The organism is Streptomyces sp. NPDC058671 (assembly GCF_042716475.1).
GTDB lineage: Bacteria > Actinomycetota > Actinomycetes > Streptomycetales > Streptomycetaceae > Streptomyces.
The window spans coordinates 83046-102397 of sequence record NZ_JBHXSA010000013.1; the positions used below are offsets into that span (position 1 = coordinate 83046).

A 19352-nucleotide genomic window follows, 5' to 3' on the forward strand; every position below is an offset into this window, starting at 1 on the left:
CAGCCCGTCTCACAGCCCGTACACCAAACCTCCGCCGCCTCAGCCCCTGCTCAGGAGTCTGGTCGCGCCGGCCGCCACCGTCGTCGCCAGGATCCAGCCCAGCATGATCAGCACCGCCGCCACCCACTGCCAGACGCCCTCGAGCCGCCAGTGGCCGTCCTGGCCGAGGTTGATCACCGGGATGAGCAGGTCCAGGGCGTACAGCGTGCCGTTCCACTCCGGGGCCTCGTCCGGCTTCAGCGGTATCGGGCGGTAGTGGGAGAACGCCACCGTGCCCGCCGCCCACAGGACCGCCATCCACAGCGCGGCCCGCCCCGGCCGGTAGCCGTACGCCACGGTCAGGTCCTGGAGGTACCCCCAGAGCTTGCCGGCCACCGGCAGGGTCTCGCGTCTGCGCCGCTGCTTGGCGAGCAGCACCTCGCGGGCGTCGGCGTCCTCCCCGCTGCTGCGCAGGACCGTCGCGAGCCGCTCGTACGGCTCGGGGGCGTACTCCGGGGTCGCCGCCGCCACCCACTCCAGGCGGCGGCGCAGCGGGAAGTGCCCGTACGGCACGAGGTTCTCGTAGACGAAGCCGCCCATCGCGAGCCCGCCCGGTCCCGGCCAGCTGGTCGACAGGTCGATCAGGGTGACGACCTTGGCGCCGTTGAGCACGACCCGGCCCTCCTCCGGCCGCTCGCCGTTGAACCTCAGCTCCGGGGTGACTATCCGGCGCATCGAGACCTCCTCCCGACGTGCCCCGTCGAGCAGGAAGCGGGCGTGGTGCAGGTCCACCGCGTCACCGAACCGGCCGTCGTCCAGCCGCACGCCGCCGTGGAACTCCACCGGCTTGCGGCGGGCGTCCTGGGCGGGCGACACCCCGTACGGCGGGGTGGCCGTGCCGCTGCCCGTGAAGCCCGCGTCCTCGTACACCCAGGCCGCGTTCAGATAGAGCGAGCGCTCCACCGTCAGCTGCGGCGCGTTCAGCGCGCGGCGGCCCTGCGCGCCGCGCAGCACACTGCCCCGCAGACTGAGCGAGACGCCGATCTTCGCCCCGCGCAGGCTCACCTCCCCGTGCGTCTCGATCAGCTCGGCCTGGAGGTCCTGCGCGACCACCAGGCCGTCCGCCGTGATGGCCCGCCCCCGCCGGTCCGGCCACACCTGGATCTGGTTGACCAGCAGGTCCGTGCCGATCTGCGCGTCGGTGAGCCGGATGCCCCGCTCCACCCGGCAGCGCGGCAGGTGCAGGTCCCCCTCCGTGTGCAGCCGAGCGGCCTCCAGGCGCGGCAGCGCGCACGCCACCATCCGCAGCGTGCCGAAGCGGGCCTCGGGCACCACCACCTCGTCGTCGAACCGGCAGCCGTGCAGCTCCACGTACGGCCCTATCGTCCCGCCCGCCAGGTCCAGCACGCCCGTGATCCGGACCCCGCGCAGCTTCAACGCGGCCACCCGCCCCGATCTGGCCTGCGGCCCCGCGAGCAGCAGCAGTCCCACCACATCGGCGCGGACACTCCGCTCCGGTCCCCATTCCCGTCCCCCGAAAGGGTCGTCCCGCTCCGCGACCCCCTCCGTCAGATCGCACGTCCTGCCGATGCGGAACGCCTGCCACAGGGCCCGCTCCGGGCCCGTGAGGCCGTCCGGCACGTCGTCCTCGTGCGGCTCGGTCACCGCCGCCCCCCTCGCTTTCCACCATCCGCGCCCACGATTCCGGGACGCCGTCTCCGGGCGTCCGTGGATTCGTACAGCCGTTCTTCCCGCTGAGTGACGGGCTGAACGCTAACGGTCAGGAGTGGCGACAAGACGCCAGTGAGGCGTGTATCAGCCAGTGATACGGGCGACCGGCGCTGTGGGGCGTCTGAGAGAATTGACCCGTGATCTCTCGAATCGATCTGCGCGGCGAGGCCCTCCCCGAGGGCTCCTCCCTGCGCGACCTGCTGCCCCGTGCCGAGTTCGACGTGGAAGCCGCCCTGGAGAAGGTGCGGCCGATCTGCGAGGACGTCCGGCATCATGGCGCCGCAGCGGTGATCGACTACGGCGAGAAATTCGACGGCGTCCGCGTCCCGAGCCTCCGCGTCCCCGTCGAGGAGCTCTCCCGCGCTCTCGACGAGCTCGACCCGGCCGTCCGCGCCGCCCTCGAGGAGTCCATCCGCCGCACCCGCCTCGTCCACCGCGAGCAGCGCCGCACCACCCACACCACTCAGGTCGTGCCCGGCGGCACGGTCACCGAGAAGTGGATCCCGGTCGAGCGCGTCGGCCTGTACGTGCCCGGCGGCCGCGCCGTCTACCCGTCCTCCGTCGTGATGAACGTCGTCCCCGCCCAGGAGGCCGGTGTCGAGGGCGTCGCCCTCGCCTCGCCGCCGCAGAAGGAGTTCGGCGGGCTCCCGCACCCCACGATCCTCGCCGCCTGCGCCCTGCTCGGCGTCGACGAGGTCTACGCGGCCGGCGGCGCCCAGGCCGTCGCCATGTTCGCGTACGGCACGGAGGGCCCGGACGGCTGCGCCCCCGTCAACCTGGTCACCGGCCCCGGCAACATCTACGTCGCCGCCGCCAAGCGCCTCCTCAAGGGCCGCATCGGCATCGACGCCGAGGCGGGCCCCACCGAGATCGCGATCCTCGCGGACTCCACCGCCGACCCGGTCCACGTCGCCGCCGACCTCATCAGCCAGGCCGAGCACGACCCGATGGCCGCCTCCGTCCTCGTCACCGACTCCGACGAGCTGGCCGAGGCCACCGAGGCCGAGCTCAAGACCCAGGTCGCCGCCTCCAAGCACGTCGACGACCGGATCGTCCCGGCCCTGGCCGGCCGCCAGTCCGCGATTGTCCTCGTCCGCGACCTCGCCGACGGCCTCAAGGTCGTCGACGCGTACGGCGCCGAGCACCTGGAGATCCAGACCCGCGACGCCGCCGCGGTCGCCGACCGGGTCCGCAACGCGGGCGCGATCTTCGTCGGCCCCTGGGCCCCCGTCTCGCTCGGCGACTACTGCGCCGGCTCCAACCACGTGCTGCCCACCGGCGGCTGCGCCTGCCACTCCTCGGGCCTCTCCGTGCAGTCCTTCCTGCGCGGGGTGCACATCGTGGACTACACGCGCGACGCGCTCGCCGACGTCGCCCACCACGTGGTGACCCTCGCCGAGGCCGAGGACCTGCCCGCGCACGGCGCCGCGATCAAGGCCCGCTTCGGATGGAAGGTGCCGCAGCGGTGACCGGCATCGACGACCTCCCCGTCCGGGACGAGCTGCGCGGCAAGTCCCCCTACGGCGCGCCCCAGCTCGACGTCCCCGTCCAGCTGAACACCAACGAGAACCCCTACCCGCTGCCCGAGCCCCTGGTGGCCCGGATCGCGGAGCGGGTCGCCGAGGCCGCCCGCGGCCTCAACCGCTACCCCGACCGGGACGCGATCGAGCTCCGTACCGAACTCGCCCGCTATCTCACCCGCACCGGCAAGCACCCGGTCGCCGTCGAGAACGTGTGGGCGGCCAACGGCTCCAACGAGGTCCTCCAGCAGCTGCTCCAGACCTTCGGCGGCCCCGGCCGGACCGCGATCGGCTTCGAGCCCTCGTACTCCATGCACGCCCTGCTCGCCCGCGGCACCGGCACCGGCTGGATCTCCGGCCCCCGCCGCGAGGACTTCACCATCGACGTGGCGGCGGCCGGGAAGGCGATCGCCGAGCACCGCCCGGACGTCGTCTTCATCACCTCGCCCAACAACCCCACCGGCACCGCGGTCGCGGCCGACACCGTCCTCGCCCTGTACGAGGCGGCCCAGGCGGCCAAGCCCTCGCTGGTGGTCGTCGACGAGGCGTACGTGGAGTTCAGCCACCGCGATTCGCTGCTGCCCCTGATCGAGGGCCGCCCGAACCTGGTGGTCTCCCGGACCATGTCCAAGGCCTTCGGCGCCGCGGGCCTGCGCCTCGGCTACCTCGCAGCCCACCCGGCCGTGGTCGACGCCGTCCAGCTGGTCCGTCTGCCGTACCACCTCTCGGCCGTCACCCAGGCGACCGCGCTCGCCGCCCTCGAGCACACCGACACCCTCCTCGGGTACGTCGAACAGCTCAAGGCCGAGCGCGACCGGCTCGTCACCGAGCTGCGCGCGATCGGCTGCGAGGTCACCGACTCGGACGCCAACTTCGTGCAGTTCGGGAAGTTCCCCGACACGCACGCGGCCTGGCAGCGCATCCTCGACCGGGGCGTCCTGGTCCGGGACAACGGCGTACCCGGGTGGCTGCGGGTCACCGCCGGCACCCCCGAAGAGAACGACGCGTTCCTCGACGCGGTTCGTGAATTGATGAAGGAGCAGGAGCGATGAGCCGCGTAGGCCGCGTTGAGCGCACCACCAAGGAGACCTCCGTCGTCGTCGAGATCGACCTCGACGGCACCGGAAAGGTCGACGTGTCGACCGGGGTCGGCTTCTACGACCACATGCTCGACCAGCTCGGCCGGCACGGTCTGTTCGACCTGACCGTCAAGACCGACGGCGACCTCCACATCGACTCGCACCACACCATCGAGGACACCGCCCTCGCCCTCGGCGCCGCCTTCAGGCAGGCCCTCGGCGACAAGGTCGGCATCTACCGCTTCGGCAACTGCACGGTCCCCCTGGACGAGTCGCTCGCCCAGGTCACCGTCGACCTCTCCGGCCGCCCGTACCTCGTGCACGAGGAGCCCGAGAACATGGCGCCGATGATCGGCTCGTACGACACGACGATGACCCGGCACATCTTCGAGTCCTTCGTCGCCCAGGCCCAGATCGCGCTGCACATCCACGTCCCGTACGGGCGCAACGCGCACCACATCGTGGAGTGCCAGTTCAAGGCCCTCGCCCGCGCCCTGCGCTACGCCTCCGAGCGTGACCCGCGCGCCGCCGGCATCCTCCCCTCCACGAAGGGCGCGCTCTAACTCCATGACCGGCCTCTCCACCATCCTCATCGTCGTCGGGCTCTTCCTCGCCGGCGGTGTGTACTCCTTCTCCAAGCAGAAGCTGCCCAAGGGCGTGATCGCCGTCCTCGCCATCGCCTCCGTGCTGTGCCTGGTCGCCGGCGTCCTGCGGATCCAGGGAATCTGGGAATGAGCACCGTGAGCACGCCCAAGAAGGTCGTCGTCTTCGACTACGGCTTCGGAAACGTCCGCTCCGCCGAGCGCGCGCTCGCCCGCGTGGGCGCCGACGTCGAGATCACCCGCGACTACGACAGGGCCATGAACGCCGACGGGCTCCTCGTCCCCGGCGTGGGCGCCTTCTCCGCCTGCATGCGCGGGCTCAAGGAGGCCCGCGGCGACTGGATCGTCGGCCGCAGGCTCTCCGGCGGCCGCCCGGTGATGGGCATCTGCGTCGGCATGCAGATCCTCTTCGCGCAGGGCATCGAGCACGGCGTGGAGAGCGAGGGCCTCGACGAGTGGCCCGGTACGGTCGAACCGTTGAACGCCCCCGTCGTCCCCCACATGGGGTGGAACACGGTCGACGCGCCCGAGGACACCGAGATGTTCGCGGGCCTCGACGCCGACGACCGGTTCTACTTCGTGCACTCCTACGCGGTGCGCGAGTGGACCCTGGAGGTCGGCAACAAGAACATCCGCGCCCCCAAGGTCACCTGGGCCACCCACGGCGAGCCCTTCGTCGCCGCCGTCGAGAACGGCGCCCTGTGGGCCACCCAGTTCCACCCCGAGAAGTCCGGCGACGCCGGCGCCCAGCTCCTCACCAACTGGATCGGAACCCTGTGAGCACTCTCGAACTCCTCCCCGCCGTCGACGTCCGCGACGGCCAGGCCGTCCGGCTCGTCCACGGCGAGTCCGGCAGCGAGACCTCCTACGGCGCCCCGCTCGAGGCCGCCCTGGCCTGGCAGCGCGCGGGCGCCGAGTGGCTCCACCTGGTCGACCTGGACGCCGCCTTCGGCACCGGCGACAACCGCGACCTGGTCCGCCGGGTCACCGAGGCCATGGACATCAAGGTCGAGCTGTCCGGAGGCATCCGCGACGACGCCTCCCTCGCCGCCGCCCTCGCCACCGGCTGCACCCGCGTCAACCTCGGCACCGCCGCCCTGGAGACCCCCGAGTGGGTCGCCAAGGTCATCGCCGAGTACGGCGACAGGATCGCCGTCGGTCTCGACGTACGCGGCACGACCCTGCGCGGGCGGGGCTGGACCCGCGACGGCGGCGACCTCTACGAGACGCTGGCCCGCCTCGACTCCGAGGGCTGCTCCCGGTACGTCGTCACCGACATCGCCAAGGACGGCACCCTCCAGGGCCCGAACCTGGAGCTCCTGAAGAACGTCTGCGCGGCCACCGACAAGCCCGTCGTCGCCTCCGGCGGCGTCTCCTCCCTGGACGACCTGCGGGCCCTGTCCGGCCTGGTCCCGCTGGGCGTCGAGGGCGCGATCGTCGGCAAGGCGCTGTACGCCGAGGCGTTCACCCTGGAAGAGGCGCTCGCGGCGGTGGCCTCGTGACCTCCGGGGTCCGCAAGGTGGTGACCGGCGCTCCCTGGGAGGACCAGTTCGGCTACTCCCGCGCGGTGGAGCTGCCGAACGGTCTGGTCCTGGTCTCCGGCTGTACGTCGGTGGTCGGCGGCCAGATCGCCGGGGGCGGCCCCTACGAGCAGACGATGAACTCCTTCGCCGTGGCCTTCGCGGCGCTGAAGCAGCTGGACCTGGGCCCGGAGCACGTCGTGCGGACCCGGATGTACATCACCCACGCCCGGGACGTGGAGGAGGTCGGCCGCGCGCACAAGGAGCTGTTCGACGCCGTCCGTCCCGCCGCCTCCATGATCATCGTCTCCGGCTTCGTCGACCCCAGCCTGGTCGTCGAGGTCGAGGTCGAGGCCTACCGGGGTGACGTGGCATGAGTCTCGCCGTACGGGTCATCCCCTGCCTGGACGTCGACAACGGCCGGGTCGTCAAGGGCGTCAACTTCCAGAACCTGCGGGACGCGGGCGACCCCGTCGAGATGGCCAAGCTGTACGACGCCGAGGGCGCCGACGAGCTGACCTTCCTCGACATCACCGCGTCCTCCGGCAACCGGGAGACCACCTACGACGTGGTGCGCCGCACCGCCGAGCAGGTCTTCATCCCGCTCACGGTCGGCGGCGGGGTCCGCGCGGCCGAGGACGTCGACCGGCTGCTGCGGGCCGGGGCCGACAAGGTGGGCGTCAACACCGCCGCCATCGCGCGCCCCGAACTGATCCAGGAGATCGCGGAGCGCTTCGGCCGCCAGGTGCTCGTCCTGTCGGTGGACGCCCGGCGTACCGCGTCGGGTTCCTTCGAGGTGACGACGCACGGCGGCCGCAAGGGCACCGGTATCGACGCCGTCGAGTGGGCGCACCGGGCCGCCGAGCTCGGCGCGGGGGAGATCCTGCTCAACTCGATGGACGCGGACGGGACGAAGGACGGCTACGACACCGAGATGATCGCGGCCGTGCGCAAGCACGTCACGGTCCCGGTGATCGCCTCCGGCGGCGCGGGGAAGCTCGCCGACTTCCCGCCGGCCGTGGCGGCGGGCGCGGACGCGGTGCTCGCGGCCTCCGTCTTCCACTTCGGCGATCTGCGGATCTCGCAGGTCAAGGACGCGCTGCGGGAGGCGGGCCGACCGGTCCGCTAAGCGACGCCGTCCGAAGGGCCCCTTCGGGGGCCCTTCTTCTCCGCAAGACGTGCAGGATTATTTGTGCAATTTCCATTGCGCAACTTTTCTTTTGTATCTAGGGTCGGTGCATGACCTCGTCGGAGAACCGCCGGATCACCGATCTCGGCACCCTCAAAGCAATCTCGCACCCGCTGCGGATGCGCCTCTACCGCGCCCTCTTCGTGGCCCGCACCGCCACCGCCTCCCAGCTCGCCGACCAGGTCGACGAAGCCGTCTCCCTCGTCAGCTACCACCTGCGCAAGCTCGCCGACCACGGTCTGATCGAGGAGGCCGAGACCCAGTCGACGGACGGCCGCGAACGCTGGTGGAAGCCCAGCTCGTACGGCTTCAGCATCCAGGAGGAGGACGTCCGCGGCGCCCCCGAACTGGTCGCCGCGAGCGACGCCTTCGGGCGGACCGTCAACGAACAGCGCGTCGCACTCCACCGCCGCTTCCTGGACGAGAGGCTCACCTGGTCCGGTGAGTGGCGCTCCGCCTCCGTCAGTGCCGAGTGGCTGCCCCGCCTCACCGCCGCCGAACTCACCGCCCTCGGCCAGGAGCTCGAAGCCGTCCTCACGAAGTACGACCAGGCGGCCCGCGCCGCCGAAGCGGCCGGCGACACCGAAGGCCGCGAGAACGTCGCCGTCCACCTCCACGCCTTCCCGTACCGCTCATGACCGCCACCCTGATCGCGCCGGCGAGCCGCCCCGCCCACCGCGACCCCCAGGTCCTGCGCTGGCTCGGGGCCTACACCGCCTCCACCCTCGGCGATAGCGTCTACTACCTCTCCCTCTCCTGGGCCGCCGTCAGCAGCGGCACCCCGGCCCAGGCCGGACTCGTCATGGCCGTCTCCGCCGTACCCCGCGCGCTGCTCATGCTCGTCGGGGGAGTGATCGCCGACCGTCTCGGCCCGCGCCGGGTCGTCATCGCCTCCGACGCCGTCCGCTGCCTCGTCGCCCTCGGCCTCGCCGCGACCCTGTTCCTCGCCTCGCCCGGCCTGGGGGCCCTCGCCGCCGTCGCCTTCGTCTTCGGCGTCGTCGACGCCCTCTTCCTGCCGGCCGTCGGCGCCCTTCCGCCCCGGATCACCGACCGCGACCAGCTCGCCCGCGTCCAGGGCATGCGCGGCATCGCCCAGCGCCTCGGCCCCGTCCTCGGCGCCCCCCTCGGCGGCCTCGCCGTCGCCGTGGGCGGCTCCGCCACCGCCTTCGGCATCGCCGGGATCCTCTTCGCCCTCTCCCTGCCGCTGCTCTCCGCCCTCCGGCTCCGCCCGCTGCCCGGCCCGGACCGGACGACCGCCGGCGGCACGGCCCTGCGCGACCTCGGCGACGGCCTGCGCTACCTCCGCCGCCACCGCGTCCTCGGCCCGCTGATGATCGTCGTGCTCCTGGGCGACCTCGGCTTCGCCGGCCCCCTCAACGTCGGCCTCGCGATCCTCGCCGACCAGCGCGGCTGGGGCGCCGCCGGCATCGGCTGGATCCTCGCCGGATTCGGTACGGGCGCGGGTGCCGCGTCCCTGCTGCTGACCGTCAAGGGCCGCATACCCCGGGCCGGCACCGTCCTCGGCTGGACCGTCGTCCTCGGCGCCGTGGCGATCGGCGCACTCGCCCACGCCCCGCGACTGCCGGTCGCGGTGGGCCTCGCCCTCTGCGTCGGTCTGCTCGCGGGACTCTCCGGCGTCCTGTGCGGCGCGCTCGTCCAGACCGCGTGCGACCCCGCGTACCTGGGCCGGGTGAGCGCCGTCTCCGGCCTGGGCAGCCTCGGCATCGCCCCGCTGAGCTTCCCCCTGGCCGGCGCCGCCATCGGCCTGTGGGGCCCCGGCCCGGTCTTCGTCGTCAGCGCGGCGGTCTGCGCCCTCTCCGGCGTGTACGCCCTCGCGGTCCCCGCTCTCCGCCGCGCCGAACTGCCCCACTAGTCCGGGGTCCGCGGGTCACGCCGTGGCCGGGGTCAGAGCCCCAGCCGCCTGGTCCCGCTCAGCCGCTCGATCGCCTCCGGCTCCCCGTCCAGCGCCACCTTGGCCGCGGCCTGACGCCCGTACAGGTACATCGTCAGCTCACCCGGCTCCCCGGAGGCCGTCACCACCGGCGTGCCCCGGTGGGCCACCACCGTCTGGCCGTTCGGGCGGCGCAGCACCAGGCCCACCGGGACCTTGCGGCCCAGGAGACGCGCGGTGCGCTCCAGCCGGGACCACAGGGCGTCCGCGAAGACCGGGTCGAGCTCGCGCGACGACCAGTCGGCCTGGGCCCGGCGCACGTCCTCGGCGTGGACGTAGAACTCGACGACGTTCGCCCCCTCGTCCACCTGCTTGATGGTGAACGGGGAGAACCGCGGGGGCCCCGTGCGGATGAGCTGGATCAGCTCCTCGTACGGCTTGGCGGCGAACTCCGCCTGCACCCGGTCCTGCCGCTCCTTCAGCGCCGGTACAACGGAGCCGGCCGCCGCGTCCGGCCGCCGCTCCCGCACCACGACATGGGCCGCGAGGTCCCGGGTCCGCCACCCCTCGCAGAGCGTCGGAGCGTCCGGACCGGCCGCTTCCAACAGGTCGGCGAGCAGAAGCCGTTCACGTTTGGCATGGGTCGACATGACCGCCAGCGTACGGCGGTCGCGGCCGGTCCGCCCAGTGGACGCTCCACCGGACACCACCCCGGGGCGCGGCACAATGGCGCCATGAGCAGCAATCTCGACCCGGCCCTCTCCGCCCGGCTCAAGCGCGGCCCCGACGGGCTCGTCCCCGCCATCGCCCAGCAGTACGACACCGGTGAGGTGCTGATGCTCGGCTGGATGGACGACGAGGCCCTCCACCGCACCCTCACCACCGGCCGCTGCACCTACTGGTCCCGCAGCCGCCAGGAGTACTGGGTCAAGGGCGACACCTCCGGGCACGTCCAGCACGTCAAGTCCGTCGCCCTCGACTGCGACGCCGACACCGTCCTCGTCAAGGTCGACCAGGTCGGGGCCGCCTGCCACACCGGCGCCCGGACCTGCTTCGACGCCGACGTGCTCCCCGTATCCGAGTAGGGTCTGGCGCCATGGATCTCGACACCTTCCGCAAGCTGGCGGCCGACCGCCGCGTCATCCCCGTCAGCCGCAGACTCCTCGCGGACGGCGACACCCCGGTCGGGCTCTACCGCAAGCTCGCCGCCGAACGGCCCGGCACCTTCCTCCTGGAATCCGCGGAGAACGGGCGCAGCTGGTCCCGCTACTCCTTCATCGGCGTCCGCAGCGACGCCACCCTGACCGTGCGGGACGGCGAGGCCCACTGGCTGGGCACCCCGCCCGTCGGCGTTCCCACGGGCGGCGACCCGCTCCAGGCCCTGCGCACCACCGTCGAGACCCTCCACACCCCGCGCGACCTCTCCTCCGGCATGCCCCCGTTCACCGGCGGCATGGTCGGCTACCTCGGCTACGACATCGTCCGCCGCCTGGAGAAGATCGGTGAGCACGGCCGCGACGACCTGCGGCTCCCCGAGCTGACCATGCTCCTCACCAGCGACCTCGCCGTCCTCGACCACTGGGACGGCTCGGTCCTGCTGATCGCCAACGCGATCAACCACAACGACCTGGAGACCGGCGTCGAGGAGGCGTACGCGCACGCCGTCGCCCGCCTCGACGCGATGGAGGCCGACCTTGCCCGCCCCGTCGCCACCGCGCCCACCGCTCTCCCGGACTCCGAGCTGCCGGAGTTCTCCGCGCTCTGGGGCGGCCCCGCCTACCAGGACGCCGTCGAGGACGTGAAGGAGCGCATCCGGGCCGGCGAGGCCTTCCAGGTCGTGCCCTCCCAGCGGTTCGAGACCCCCTGCACCGCCTCCGCGCTCGACGTCTACCGGGTCCTGCGGGCCACGAACCCGTCCCCGTACATGTACCTGTTCCGCTTCGAGAACGGATTCGACGTCGTCGGCTCCAGCCCCGAGGCCCTCGTCAAGGTCGAGGACGGGCACGCGATGCTCCACCCCATCGCCGGCACCCGGCACCGGGGCGCCACCCCGCAGGAGGACCACGACCTCGCCGAGGAACTGCTCGCCGACCCCAAGGAACGCGCCGAGCACCTCATGCTCGTCGACCTCGGCCGCAACGACCTCGGCCGCGTCTGCACCCCCGGCTCCGTCGAGGTCGTCGACTTCATGTCCGTCGAGCGCTACTCGCACGTCATGCACATCGTCTCCACCGTGACCGGCGAGGTCGGTGAAGGCAGGACCGCCTTCGACGTCCTGACCGCCTGCTTCCCCGCGGGCACGCTCTCCGGCGCGCCCAAGCCCCGCGCCATGCAGATCATCGAGGAGCTCGAACCCTCCCGGCGCGGCCTCTACGGCGGATGTGTCGGTTATCTCGATTTCGCCGGGGACGCGGACACGGCCATCGCCATCCGGACCGCCCTGCTCCGCGACGGAACCGCGTACGTGCAGGCCGGAGCGGGTGTCGTCGCCGACTCCGACCCCGTCGCCGAGGACAACGAATGCCGCAACAAGGCCGCGGCCGTCCTCCGCGCCGTCCACACCGCCAACCGGATGAACGGCGACCCGGCACGTAGGGGATAGTGGGGTACGTGAGTGCCGTACCCGTACCCCAGCCCCGGGCCGCCCGCGCGGCCGTCCCCACCGGCGGCCGCCGCAGCCTGGCCGCGGCCCTCCTCCTCGGCGCCCTCGGCGCCACCGTCGTCCTGCTCTCCGCCGGCCAGATCTGGGCGGAGGGCACCGCGTCCGTCGGCGGCGGCACCGTCCCCGTCGAGGCCGACGGCGGCAGCGTGACCGGCGTACCGACCGCTCTCGCGATCGTCGGTCTCGCCGCGCTCTTCGCCGTCTTCGCCGTCCGCCGCACCGGCCGCACCCTCGTCGCCGCGCTCCTCGCGCTCAGCGGCGCCGGCGCCGCGCTCGCCGCCGTCCTCGGCGCGTCCGACAGCGCCGCGCTCGACGCCGAGGCCGCCCGGATCAGCGGCGACACCGCCGCCGCCGTGGCCGGCCTCAGCCACACCGTCTGGCCGTACGTGACCGCCGCCGGCGCCGTCCTGATCCTGCTCGCCGGCCTGTTCGCACTGCGCTTCGGCAAGAGCTGGCCCGCGATGGGCGGCCGCTACGAGCGCACCGGAGCCCCCCGCGCGGGACGCAGGACCCCCACCGCCGACCCGGACCGACCCGAGGACCTGTGGAAGGCCCTCGACCGCGGCGAGGACCCCACCCGGGGAGCATGACGGGGGACCGACCGCGACGCGTGATCGTCCCGGTACCCCCGATTCATCCTCGCGCGCCCGCGTGCGGGACAATGAGCGCAGAGTGTCCGCGCACGCGAGACCTCACCATCGAGCAACTGCAACGAGGAGCAACTCATGGCGGGCAGCGCCCACGGACACACCCCGGCCGCCTGGACCGGTGTCATCATCTCCTTCATCGGCTTCTGCATCGCCGGAGTCTTCATGGTGGCCGCCAACGGGCCGGGTTTCTGGGCCGGCATGGGTGTCGTCGTCCTCGGCGGCATCATCGGCGGCGCGATGAAGATCGCGGGCCTCGGCATGCCGAAGGAGTCGGAGGCGGTCGCCGCCGCCCGCGAGGCCGCGACCCTGCAGGCCCGTTCCTGACGCGCCACGACGCATCCGAGAGCGCAGTCCGGCCGCCGCGCCGGGCTGCGCTCTCGCGCGTCCGGGGCGAGAATCACCGGGTGGACCCGCAGCCGACGGCCGGAGCCGTGACCGACGCTTCCCCCACCCGCCAGGGCCGACCCGCCCCGCCGGGTGAACCGCCGGGCACTCCCGCGCGGCCGCACGCGCACGCGTGGCCGGGCGCTCCCGTACCGCCGGCGCACCCGCACGCGTGGCCCGGCGCTCCCGCACCGCCGCCTCCCGCCAGGCCGCTCGCGCGGCGGCTGGTCGCGCCGGTCGCCGTCCTCGGCGGGGTCACCGCCGCCTTCGCGTACGTCGGGACCGTCGACCCCAACGAACCCGGGCACTACCCGGTCTGCCCCCTGCTCCGCTTCACCGGTATCCACTGCCCCGGATGCGGCGGGCTCCGCAGCGCCCACGCCTTCGTCCACGGCGACCTCCCGGCCGCCCTCGGCGCCAACGCCCTCGCCGTCGTCGGCTACGGACTCTTCGGCGTCCTCATCGTCCTCTGGCTGATTCGCGCCGTCCGCGGGGTGCCCATGCGCCTCGCGGTCCCCCCGGCCCTGTGGTGGGGGATCGGGGCCGTCCTCGCCCTCTTCACCCTGGTCCGGAACCTTCCCTTCGGCTCCGCGCTCGCCCCCTGAGGGCCCTTCGGGGCACCGGGGGGACCCCGAAGGGAGTCCCAGCTATTGGGACGCCACTCCGGCCGATGCGAGTACGGAGCCGTCCTGCGGATAGGATCGAAGTGGCTGAACCTGCTTCATCAAGACCATCACCGTCCCGGAAGGGGGCCCCTCGCGTGAGTGTGCTCGACGAGATCATCGAAGGCGTACGCGCCGACCTCGCAGAGCGGCAGGCGCGGGTCACCCTCGACGAGCTCAAGGAGCGCGCCGCCAAGGCGCCGCAGGCCAAGGACGGCGTCGCCGCACTGCGCGGGGACAGCGTCAAGGTGATCTGCGAGGTCAAGCGCTCCAGCCCGTCCAAGGGCGCGCTCGCCGCGATCGCCGACCCGGCCGGACTCGCCGCGGACTACGAGGCGGGCGGCGCGGCCGTCATCTCCGTCCTCACCGAGGAGCGTCGCTTCGGCGGCTCGCTCGCGGACCTGGAGGCCGTCCGGTCCCGGGTGGACATCCCGGTCCTGCGCAAGGACTTCATCGTCACCGCGTACCAGCTCTGGGAGGCACGGGCGTACGGAGCGGATCTCGTGCTCCTCATCGTCGCCGCCCTGGAGCAGGAGGCGCTGGTCTCCCTCATCGAGCGCGCCGAGTCCATCGGGCTCACCCCGCTCGTCGAGGTGCACGACGAGGACGAGGTCGAGCGGGCCGTCGACGCGGGCGCCCGCATCATCGGCGTCAACGCGCGCAACCTCAAGACCCTGAAGGTCGACCGCTCCACCTTCGAGCGCGTCGCCCCCGAGATCCCCGCGGGCATCGTCAAGATCGCCGAGTCAGGCGTCCGCGGCCCGCACGACCTCATCGCCTACGCCAACGCGGGCGCCGACGCGGTCCTGGTCGGCGAGTCCCTCGTCACCGGCCGCGACCCGAAGGCCGCCGTCGCCGACCTGGTCGCCGCCGGCGCCCACCCGGCGCTCCGGCACGGCCGGAGCTGACCGCGCCGTGACCCTCCGCCGCGCCACGCCGACCTCCCGGGGCACCTCCCCGGGCCTGGTCGGCGCGCCGTCGGCGAACCCCGGGGGCCGGCGCCGCATGCTGCGTACCGCCGCGTCCGTCCCCGCCCACGCCCCGCTGGCCCGCGGCTGCCGGCCGCGTGGCTGCCGAGCCCCCGCCCGCCGTGTCCACGGCCGCCGGGTCCGGTACGTCATCGGCTCCGAGCCGGGCCAGGTCAACGGCATGCGATGGCGCCCGCGCCCCGCGCGCACACTCCCCACGGCCCCCGACGCCACCTGACACCGCCACGCCCTGTTCCCCCCGTCTCCCCGTGTGGACGATCGTCCCGCAGCGGGAAGGGGGCACACGGGACGGTGTCCTCAGCGGCGCCTCCGCTCCCTGCCTCGACCCGCACCAGGGCGCGGGCGCGGGTGCCCGGGCCCCGCAGGGGCCGTCCGTTGTGGCTCGCGCGCGTAACGTGACCATCGACCGCACGTCACCCGGGGCACCCGCCCCGCGAGGAGCAGCCGCATGTCCAGCGAGTTCTTCATCCCCGACCTGGAGGGCCAGGTCCCCAGTCCTGAGGGATACTTCGGCGCCTACGGCGGCAAGTTCATCCCCGAGGCCCTCGTCGCCGCCGTCGACGAGGTCGCCGTCGCATACGACAAGGCCAAGTCCGACCCCGAGTTCGCCCGTGAGCTCAACGATCTGATGGTCGACTACACCGGCCGTCCGAGCGCCCTCACCGAGGTCCCCCGGTTCGCCGAGCACGCCGGCGGCGCCCGGATCTTCCTCAAGCGCGAGGACCTCAACCACACCGGCTCGCACAAGATCAACAACGTGCTGGGTCAGGCCCTGCTCACCAAGCGCATGGGCAAGACCCGGGTCATCGCCGAGACCGGCGCCGGCCAGCACGGCGTGGCCACCGCCACCGCCTGCGCCCTCTTCGGCCTCGACTGCACCATCTACATGGGCGAGATCGACACCCAGCGGCAGGCCCTCAACGTGGCCCGGATGCGGATGCTCGGCGCCGAGGTCGTCGCCGTGAAGTCCGGCAGCCGCACCCTCAAGGACGCCATCAACGAGGCGTTCCGCGACTGGGTCGCCAACGTGGACCGCACCCACTACCTGTTCGGCACCGTGGCCGGCCCGCACCCCTTCCCCGCCATGGTCCGCGACTTCCACCGGGTCATCGGTGTCGAGGCCCGCCGCCAGATCCTTGAGCGCACCGGACGCCTCCCCGACGCGGCCGTCGCCTGCGTCGGCGGCGGCTCCAACGCCATCGGCCTCTTCCACGCCTTCATCCCGGACGCCGACGTGCGCCTGATCGGCTGCGAGCCGGCCGGCCACGGCGTCGAGACCGGCGAGCACGCGGCCACCCTCACCGCGGGCGAGCCCGGCATCCTGCACGGTTCGCGCAGTTACGTCCTCCAGGACGAGGAGGGCCAGATCACCGAGCCGTACTCGATCTCGGCCGGCCTCGACTACCCGGGCATCGGACCCGAGCACGCCTACCTCAAGGACAGCGGACGCGGCGAGTACCGCGCCGTCACCGACGACGCCGCCATGCAGGCGCTGCGGCTGCTCTCCCGCACCGAGGGCATCATCCCGGCCATCGAGTCGGCCCACGCCCTCGCCGGGGCCCTGGAGGTCGGCCGGGAGTTGGGCAAGGACGCCCTGCTGCTCGTCAACCTCTCCGGGCGCGGCGACAAGGACATGGACACCGCCGCCCGGTACTTCGGGCTGTACGACACCGACGCCGAGGTCGCGGCGGACGCCGCCGCCACCGCCGAGATCGAGGGGGACTCCAAGTGACCGGCACCATCCAGCTGCTCAGCGACACCCTCGCCAAGGCGAAGTCGGAGGACCGGGCCGCGCTCATCGCGTACCTCCCGGCCGGCTTCCCGACCGTCGACGGCGCCATCGCGGCGATCAAGGCCGTCTTCGACGGCGGCGCGGACGTCGTCGAGGTGGGGCTCCCGCACAGTGACCCGGTCCTCGACGGGCCGGTCATCCAGACCGCCGACGACATCGCCCTGCGCGGCGGTGTCAAGATCGCCGACGTCATGCGTACGGTCAAGGAGGCCCACGAGGCCACCGGCAAGCCGGTCCTCGTCATGACGTACTGGAACCCGATCGACCGGTACGGCGTCGAGCGCTTCACCGAGGAGCTCGCCGCCGCGGGCGGCGCCGGCTGCATCCTGCCCGACCTGCCGGTCCAGGAGTCCGCCCTCTGGCGCGAGCACGCCGACAAGCACGGTCTCGCCACCGTCTTCGTCGTCGCGCCCAGCAGCAAGGACGAGCGGCTCGCCACCATCACGGCCGCCGGTTCCGGCTTCGTCTACGCCGCCTCCCTGATGGGGGTCACCGGCACCCGCGCGTCGGTCGGTGAGCAGGCCGCCGATCTCGTCCGCCGCACCCGGGCCACGGCGGACCTTCCCGTCTGCGTCGGGCTCGGTGTCTCCGACGCCGCCCAGGCCAAGGAGGTCGCGGCCTTCGCCGACGGCGTCATCGTCGGCTCCGCGTTCGTGAAGCGGATCCTCGACGCCGACGGCGACGAGGCCGCGGGACTCGCCGCCGTAAGGGAACTGGCGGCCGAACTCGCCGAGGGTGTGCGCCGCGTTCCGTAACCCGTTCGGGTGGACTGCGACCGGGGAGGCACGCGCGTGCCTCCCCGGTTCGTTCCTGAGGCGTGAGCGAGAACAACCGTGGTGACGGTAACCGGAGCGCGCGGGAGCGCCTCCAACAGCAGCGTGAGCGGGAGAAGAGCCGCGAGAAGCAGCGACGCGTCCTGATCGTGTCGGCGGCGGTGGTCGGCGTCCTCGGCCTGGCCGCGGTCGTCGGGGTGATCGCCGCGGGAGGCGACAAGGACAGCGGGTCGGACAAGGCGGGACCGGTCGTCGCGCCGACCGGGGCGACCGACGAGGACGGCAAGCCCGCCATCCCGACGGGCAGGGCGGACGCGCCGTCGACGCTCGCGATCTGGGAGGACTTCCGCTGCCCGGCGTGCGCCCAGTTCGAGAACGTGATGCGGGACGCGATCCACGAGCTGGAGGCGTCCGGGGCCCTCAGGACCGAGTACCACCTCGCGACCCTCATCGACGGGAACATGGGCGGCAGCGGCTCGCTGCGCGCGGCGAACGCGGCGGCGTGCGCCCAGGACGCGGGGAAGTTCACCGCCTACCACGACACGCTCTACATCAACCAGCCGCAGGAGACGGACGACGCCTTCGGCAAGAACGAGAAGCTGATCGAGCTGGCGGCGAAGGTGCCGGGACTCGACACGCCCGCCTTCCGCAGCTGTGTCCAGGACGGGACGCACGACACCTGGGTGGGCAAGTCGAACGAGGCCTTCCAGAACGCCGGGTTCCGTGGCACGCCGTCCGTCCTGCTCAACGGAGAATCGATCTTCCCGACCAAGGGGAACGAGCAGATCTCCCCGGAGAACCTGAAGAAGTGGGTCACCGAGGCCAACAAGGGCAAGAAGCCCGGTACGGCCTCGCCCTCGGCGGGTTAGTTACCCAGACGTTGCCGGGCGGGCTGCCGCCCCGCCCGCCCGGCAGGGTAGCGTCGGACCTGCCATGGACCTTGCCTATATTCCCAGCCCGTCGACCGGCGTGATCAATCTCGGACCGATCCCGCTGCGCGGCTATGCCTTCTGCATCATCATCGGTGTCTTCGTCGCCGTCTGGTACGGCAACAAGCGGTGGATCGCCCGGGGCGGCACCGCCGGCACCGTCGCCGACATCGCCGTCTGGGCGGTGCCCTTCGGCCTCGTCGGCGGACGCCTCTACCACGTGATCACCGATTACCAGCTGTACTTCAGCGAGGGTGAGAACTGGGTCGACGCCTTCAAGATCTGGGAGGGCGGCCTCGGTATCTGGGGCGCCATCGCGCTCGGCGCGGTGGGTGCCTGGATCGGCTGCCGCCGCCGGGGCATCCCGCTCCCGGCGTACGCCGACGCCATCGCCCCCGGCATCGTCCTCGCCCAGGCCATCGGCCGCTGGGGCAACTGGTTCAACCAGGAGCTGTACGGCAGGCCGACCGACCTGCCCTGGGCCCTGGAGATCACCGAGAGCGCGAACCGCGCGGCCGGGACGTACCACCCGACCTTCCTGTACGAGTCGCTCTGGTGCGTAGGCGTCGCCCTCCTCGTCGTCTGGGCCGACCGCCGCTTCAAGCTCGGCCACGGCCGTGCCTTCGCGCTCTACGTGGCCGCGTACTGCGCCGGTCGCGCCTGGATCGAGTACATGCGCGTCGACGAGGCGCACCACGTGCTCGGCCTGCGGCTGAACGTGTGGACGGCGATCGTCGTCTTCCTCCTCGCGGTCGTCTACATCGTGGTCTCGGCGCGGATGCGTCCGGGCCGCGAGCAGATCGTGGAGCCGAGGGCCGACGAGGACGTCAAGGGCGGGAAGACGCTCACGGCGGAGAACGCTGAGGGCGTGGACGCGGCCGAGAAGGACGGGGTCGTCGAGGACGCCGAGCCGAAGGACGTCACGCCGGACGCGGACTCCGACGAGGACGCGGAGCACGGCGCCGGCAACGGCGCCGGGTCCGCCGCCAAGAGCTGATCC

23 protein-coding genes are annotated in these 19352 nt (G+C 72.7%); 21 read left to right on the forward strand and 2 right to left on the reverse strand.

Going from position 1 to position 19352, the window contains the following annotated elements:
- Positions 1-39 precede the first annotated feature (39 nt).
- Complete coding sequence (locus tag ACFWV2_RS18100) at positions 40-1644, reverse strand: oxidoreductase (RefSeq protein WP_384406015.1); 1605 nt, start codon at positions 1642-1644, stop codon at positions 40-42.
- A 203-nt stretch (positions 1645-1847) separates the two neighbouring features.
- Here ACFWV2_RS18100 and hisD point away from each other — a divergent pair, with 203 nt between their 5' ends.
- The 10 genes from hisD (at position 1848) to ACFWV2_RS18150 (ending at position 9493) form a co-directional block, all read left to right on the forward strand.
- Positions 1848-3179: a histidinol dehydrogenase gene (gene hisD / locus ACFWV2_RS18105; protein WP_384406016.1), complete on the forward strand. Its 1332-nt coding sequence runs from the start codon at positions 1848-1850 to the stop codon at positions 3177-3179.
- Positions 3176-4282, forward strand: coding sequence for a histidinol-phosphate transaminase (locus tag ACFWV2_RS18110; protein WP_384406017.1), 1107 nt, complete (start codon positions 3176-3178; stop codon positions 4280-4282). Before hisD ends, ACFWV2_RS18110 begins: the two co-directional genes overlap by 4 nt.
- A complete protein-coding gene (gene hisB / locus ACFWV2_RS18115) occupies positions 4279-4872 on the forward strand; it encodes an imidazoleglycerol-phosphate dehydratase HisB (protein ID WP_360783038.1) in 594 nt (197 codons plus the stop codon). Before ACFWV2_RS18110 ends, hisB begins: the two co-directional genes overlap by 4 nt.
- 4 nt (positions 4873-4876) lie before the next feature.
- Positions 4877-5044, forward strand: a complete 168-nt coding sequence (locus ACFWV2_RS18120) for a hypothetical protein (protein ID WP_360783035.1) — start codon at positions 4877-4879, stop codon at positions 5042-5044.
- Positions 5041-5691: an imidazole glycerol phosphate synthase subunit HisH gene (gene hisH / locus ACFWV2_RS18125; protein ID WP_384406018.1), complete on the forward strand. Its 651-nt coding sequence runs from the start codon at positions 5041-5043 to the stop codon at positions 5689-5691. Before ACFWV2_RS18120 ends, hisH begins: the two co-directional genes overlap by 4 nt.
- Complete coding sequence (gene priA / locus ACFWV2_RS18130) at positions 5688-6413, forward strand: bifunctional 1-(5-phosphoribosyl)-5-((5-phosphoribosylamino)methylideneamino)imidazole-4-carboxamide isomerase/phosphoribosylanthranilate isomerase PriA (protein WP_360783029.1); 726 nt, start codon at positions 5688-5690, stop codon at positions 6411-6413. The genes hisH and priA overlap by 4 nt, the downstream gene beginning before the upstream one ends.
- Positions 6410-6808: a RidA family protein gene (locus tag ACFWV2_RS18135; protein ID WP_384406019.1), complete on the forward strand. Its 399-nt coding sequence runs from the start codon at positions 6410-6412 to the stop codon at positions 6806-6808. Before priA ends, ACFWV2_RS18135 begins: the two co-directional genes overlap by 4 nt.
- A complete protein-coding gene (gene hisF / locus ACFWV2_RS18140; RefSeq protein WP_360783023.1) occupies positions 6805-7560 on the forward strand; it encodes an imidazole glycerol phosphate synthase subunit HisF in 756 nt (251 codons plus the stop codon). The genes ACFWV2_RS18135 and hisF overlap by 4 nt, the downstream gene beginning before the upstream one ends.
- 110 nt (positions 7561-7670) lie before the next feature.
- The gene (locus tag ACFWV2_RS18145) at positions 7671-8258 is read left to right on the forward strand and encodes an ArsR/SmtB family transcription factor (protein WP_384406020.1); all 588 of its coding nucleotides are present in this window, start codon (positions 7671-7673) and stop codon (positions 8256-8258) included.
- Complete coding sequence (locus ACFWV2_RS18150; protein ID WP_384406021.1) at positions 8255-9493, forward strand: MFS transporter; 1239 nt, start codon at positions 8255-8257, stop codon at positions 9491-9493. The genes ACFWV2_RS18145 and ACFWV2_RS18150 overlap by 4 nt, the downstream gene beginning before the upstream one ends.
- A gap of 32 nt (positions 9494-9525) precedes the next feature.
- On the opposite strand, the gene ACFWV2_RS18155 is transcribed toward ACFWV2_RS18150, so the two are convergent.
- Positions 9526-10161, reverse strand: coding sequence for a TIGR03085 family metal-binding protein (locus ACFWV2_RS18155; RefSeq protein WP_384406022.1), 636 nt, complete (start codon positions 10159-10161; stop codon positions 9526-9528).
- Between the two features lie 84 nt (positions 10162-10245).
- Here ACFWV2_RS18155 and hisI point away from each other — a divergent pair, with 84 nt between their 5' ends.
- From hisI to lgt, 11 genes are all read left to right on the forward strand, one after another.
- Entirely contained in the window at positions 10246-10596 is a 351-nt protein-coding gene (gene hisI / locus ACFWV2_RS18160; RefSeq protein ID WP_384406023.1) for a phosphoribosyl-AMP cyclohydrolase, read from the forward strand.
- Between the two features lie 11 nt (positions 10597-10607).
- The gene (locus ACFWV2_RS18165; RefSeq protein ID WP_384406024.1) at positions 10608-12113 is read left to right on the forward strand and encodes an anthranilate synthase component I; all 1506 of its coding nucleotides are present in this window, start codon (positions 10608-10610) and stop codon (positions 12111-12113) included.
- Positions 12113-12763 carry a TIGR02234 family membrane protein gene (locus ACFWV2_RS18170; protein WP_384406025.1) on the forward strand — a complete coding sequence of 217 codons (651 nt, stop codon included), beginning with the start codon at positions 12113-12115 and terminating at the stop codon, positions 12761-12763. The genes ACFWV2_RS18165 and ACFWV2_RS18170 overlap by 1 nt, the downstream gene beginning before the upstream one ends.
- A gap of 135 nt (positions 12764-12898) precedes the next feature.
- The gene (locus ACFWV2_RS18175; RefSeq protein WP_360783003.1) at positions 12899-13147 is read left to right on the forward strand and encodes an HGxxPAAW family protein; all 249 of its coding nucleotides are present in this window, start codon (positions 12899-12901) and stop codon (positions 13145-13147) included.
- 80 nt (positions 13148-13227) lie between these two features.
- Positions 13228-13812 carry a DUF2752 domain-containing protein gene (locus tag ACFWV2_RS18180; RefSeq protein WP_384406026.1) on the forward strand — a complete coding sequence of 195 codons (585 nt, stop codon included), beginning with the start codon at positions 13228-13230 and terminating at the stop codon, positions 13810-13812.
- Between the two features lie 155 nt (positions 13813-13967).
- A complete protein-coding gene (gene trpC / locus ACFWV2_RS18185) occupies positions 13968-14777 on the forward strand; it encodes an indole-3-glycerol phosphate synthase TrpC (RefSeq protein WP_384406027.1) in 810 nt (269 codons plus the stop codon).
- A 97-nt stretch (positions 14778-14874) separates the two neighbouring features.
- Positions 14875-15075, forward strand: a complete 201-nt coding sequence (trpM, locus tag ACFWV2_RS18190; protein ID WP_384406104.1) for a tryptophan biosynthesis modulator TrpM — start codon at positions 14875-14877, stop codon at positions 15073-15075.
- Between the two features lie 231 nt (positions 15076-15306).
- Positions 15307-16590 (forward strand): tryptophan synthase subunit beta, encoded by a 1284-nt coding sequence (gene trpB, locus ACFWV2_RS18195; RefSeq protein ID WP_384406028.1) that lies wholly within the window; start codon positions 15307-15309, stop codon positions 16588-16590.
- On the forward strand, positions 16587-17405 hold the full coding sequence (trpA, locus tag ACFWV2_RS18200; protein ID WP_384406029.1) for a tryptophan synthase subunit alpha: 819 nt from the start codon (positions 16587-16589) through the stop codon (positions 17403-17405). Before trpB ends, trpA begins: the two co-directional genes overlap by 4 nt.
- A 62-nt stretch (positions 17406-17467) precedes the next feature.
- Entirely contained in the window at positions 17468-18292 is an 825-nt protein-coding gene (locus tag ACFWV2_RS18205) for a DsbA family protein (protein WP_384406030.1), read from the forward strand.
- Positions 18293-18356: 64 nt separating this feature from the next.
- Positions 18357-19349 carry a prolipoprotein diacylglyceryl transferase gene (lgt, locus tag ACFWV2_RS18210; RefSeq protein ID WP_384406031.1) on the forward strand — a complete coding sequence of 331 codons (993 nt, stop codon included), beginning with the start codon at positions 18357-18359 and terminating at the stop codon, positions 19347-19349.
- The last annotated feature ends 3 nt before the right edge of the window (positions 19350-19352 follow it).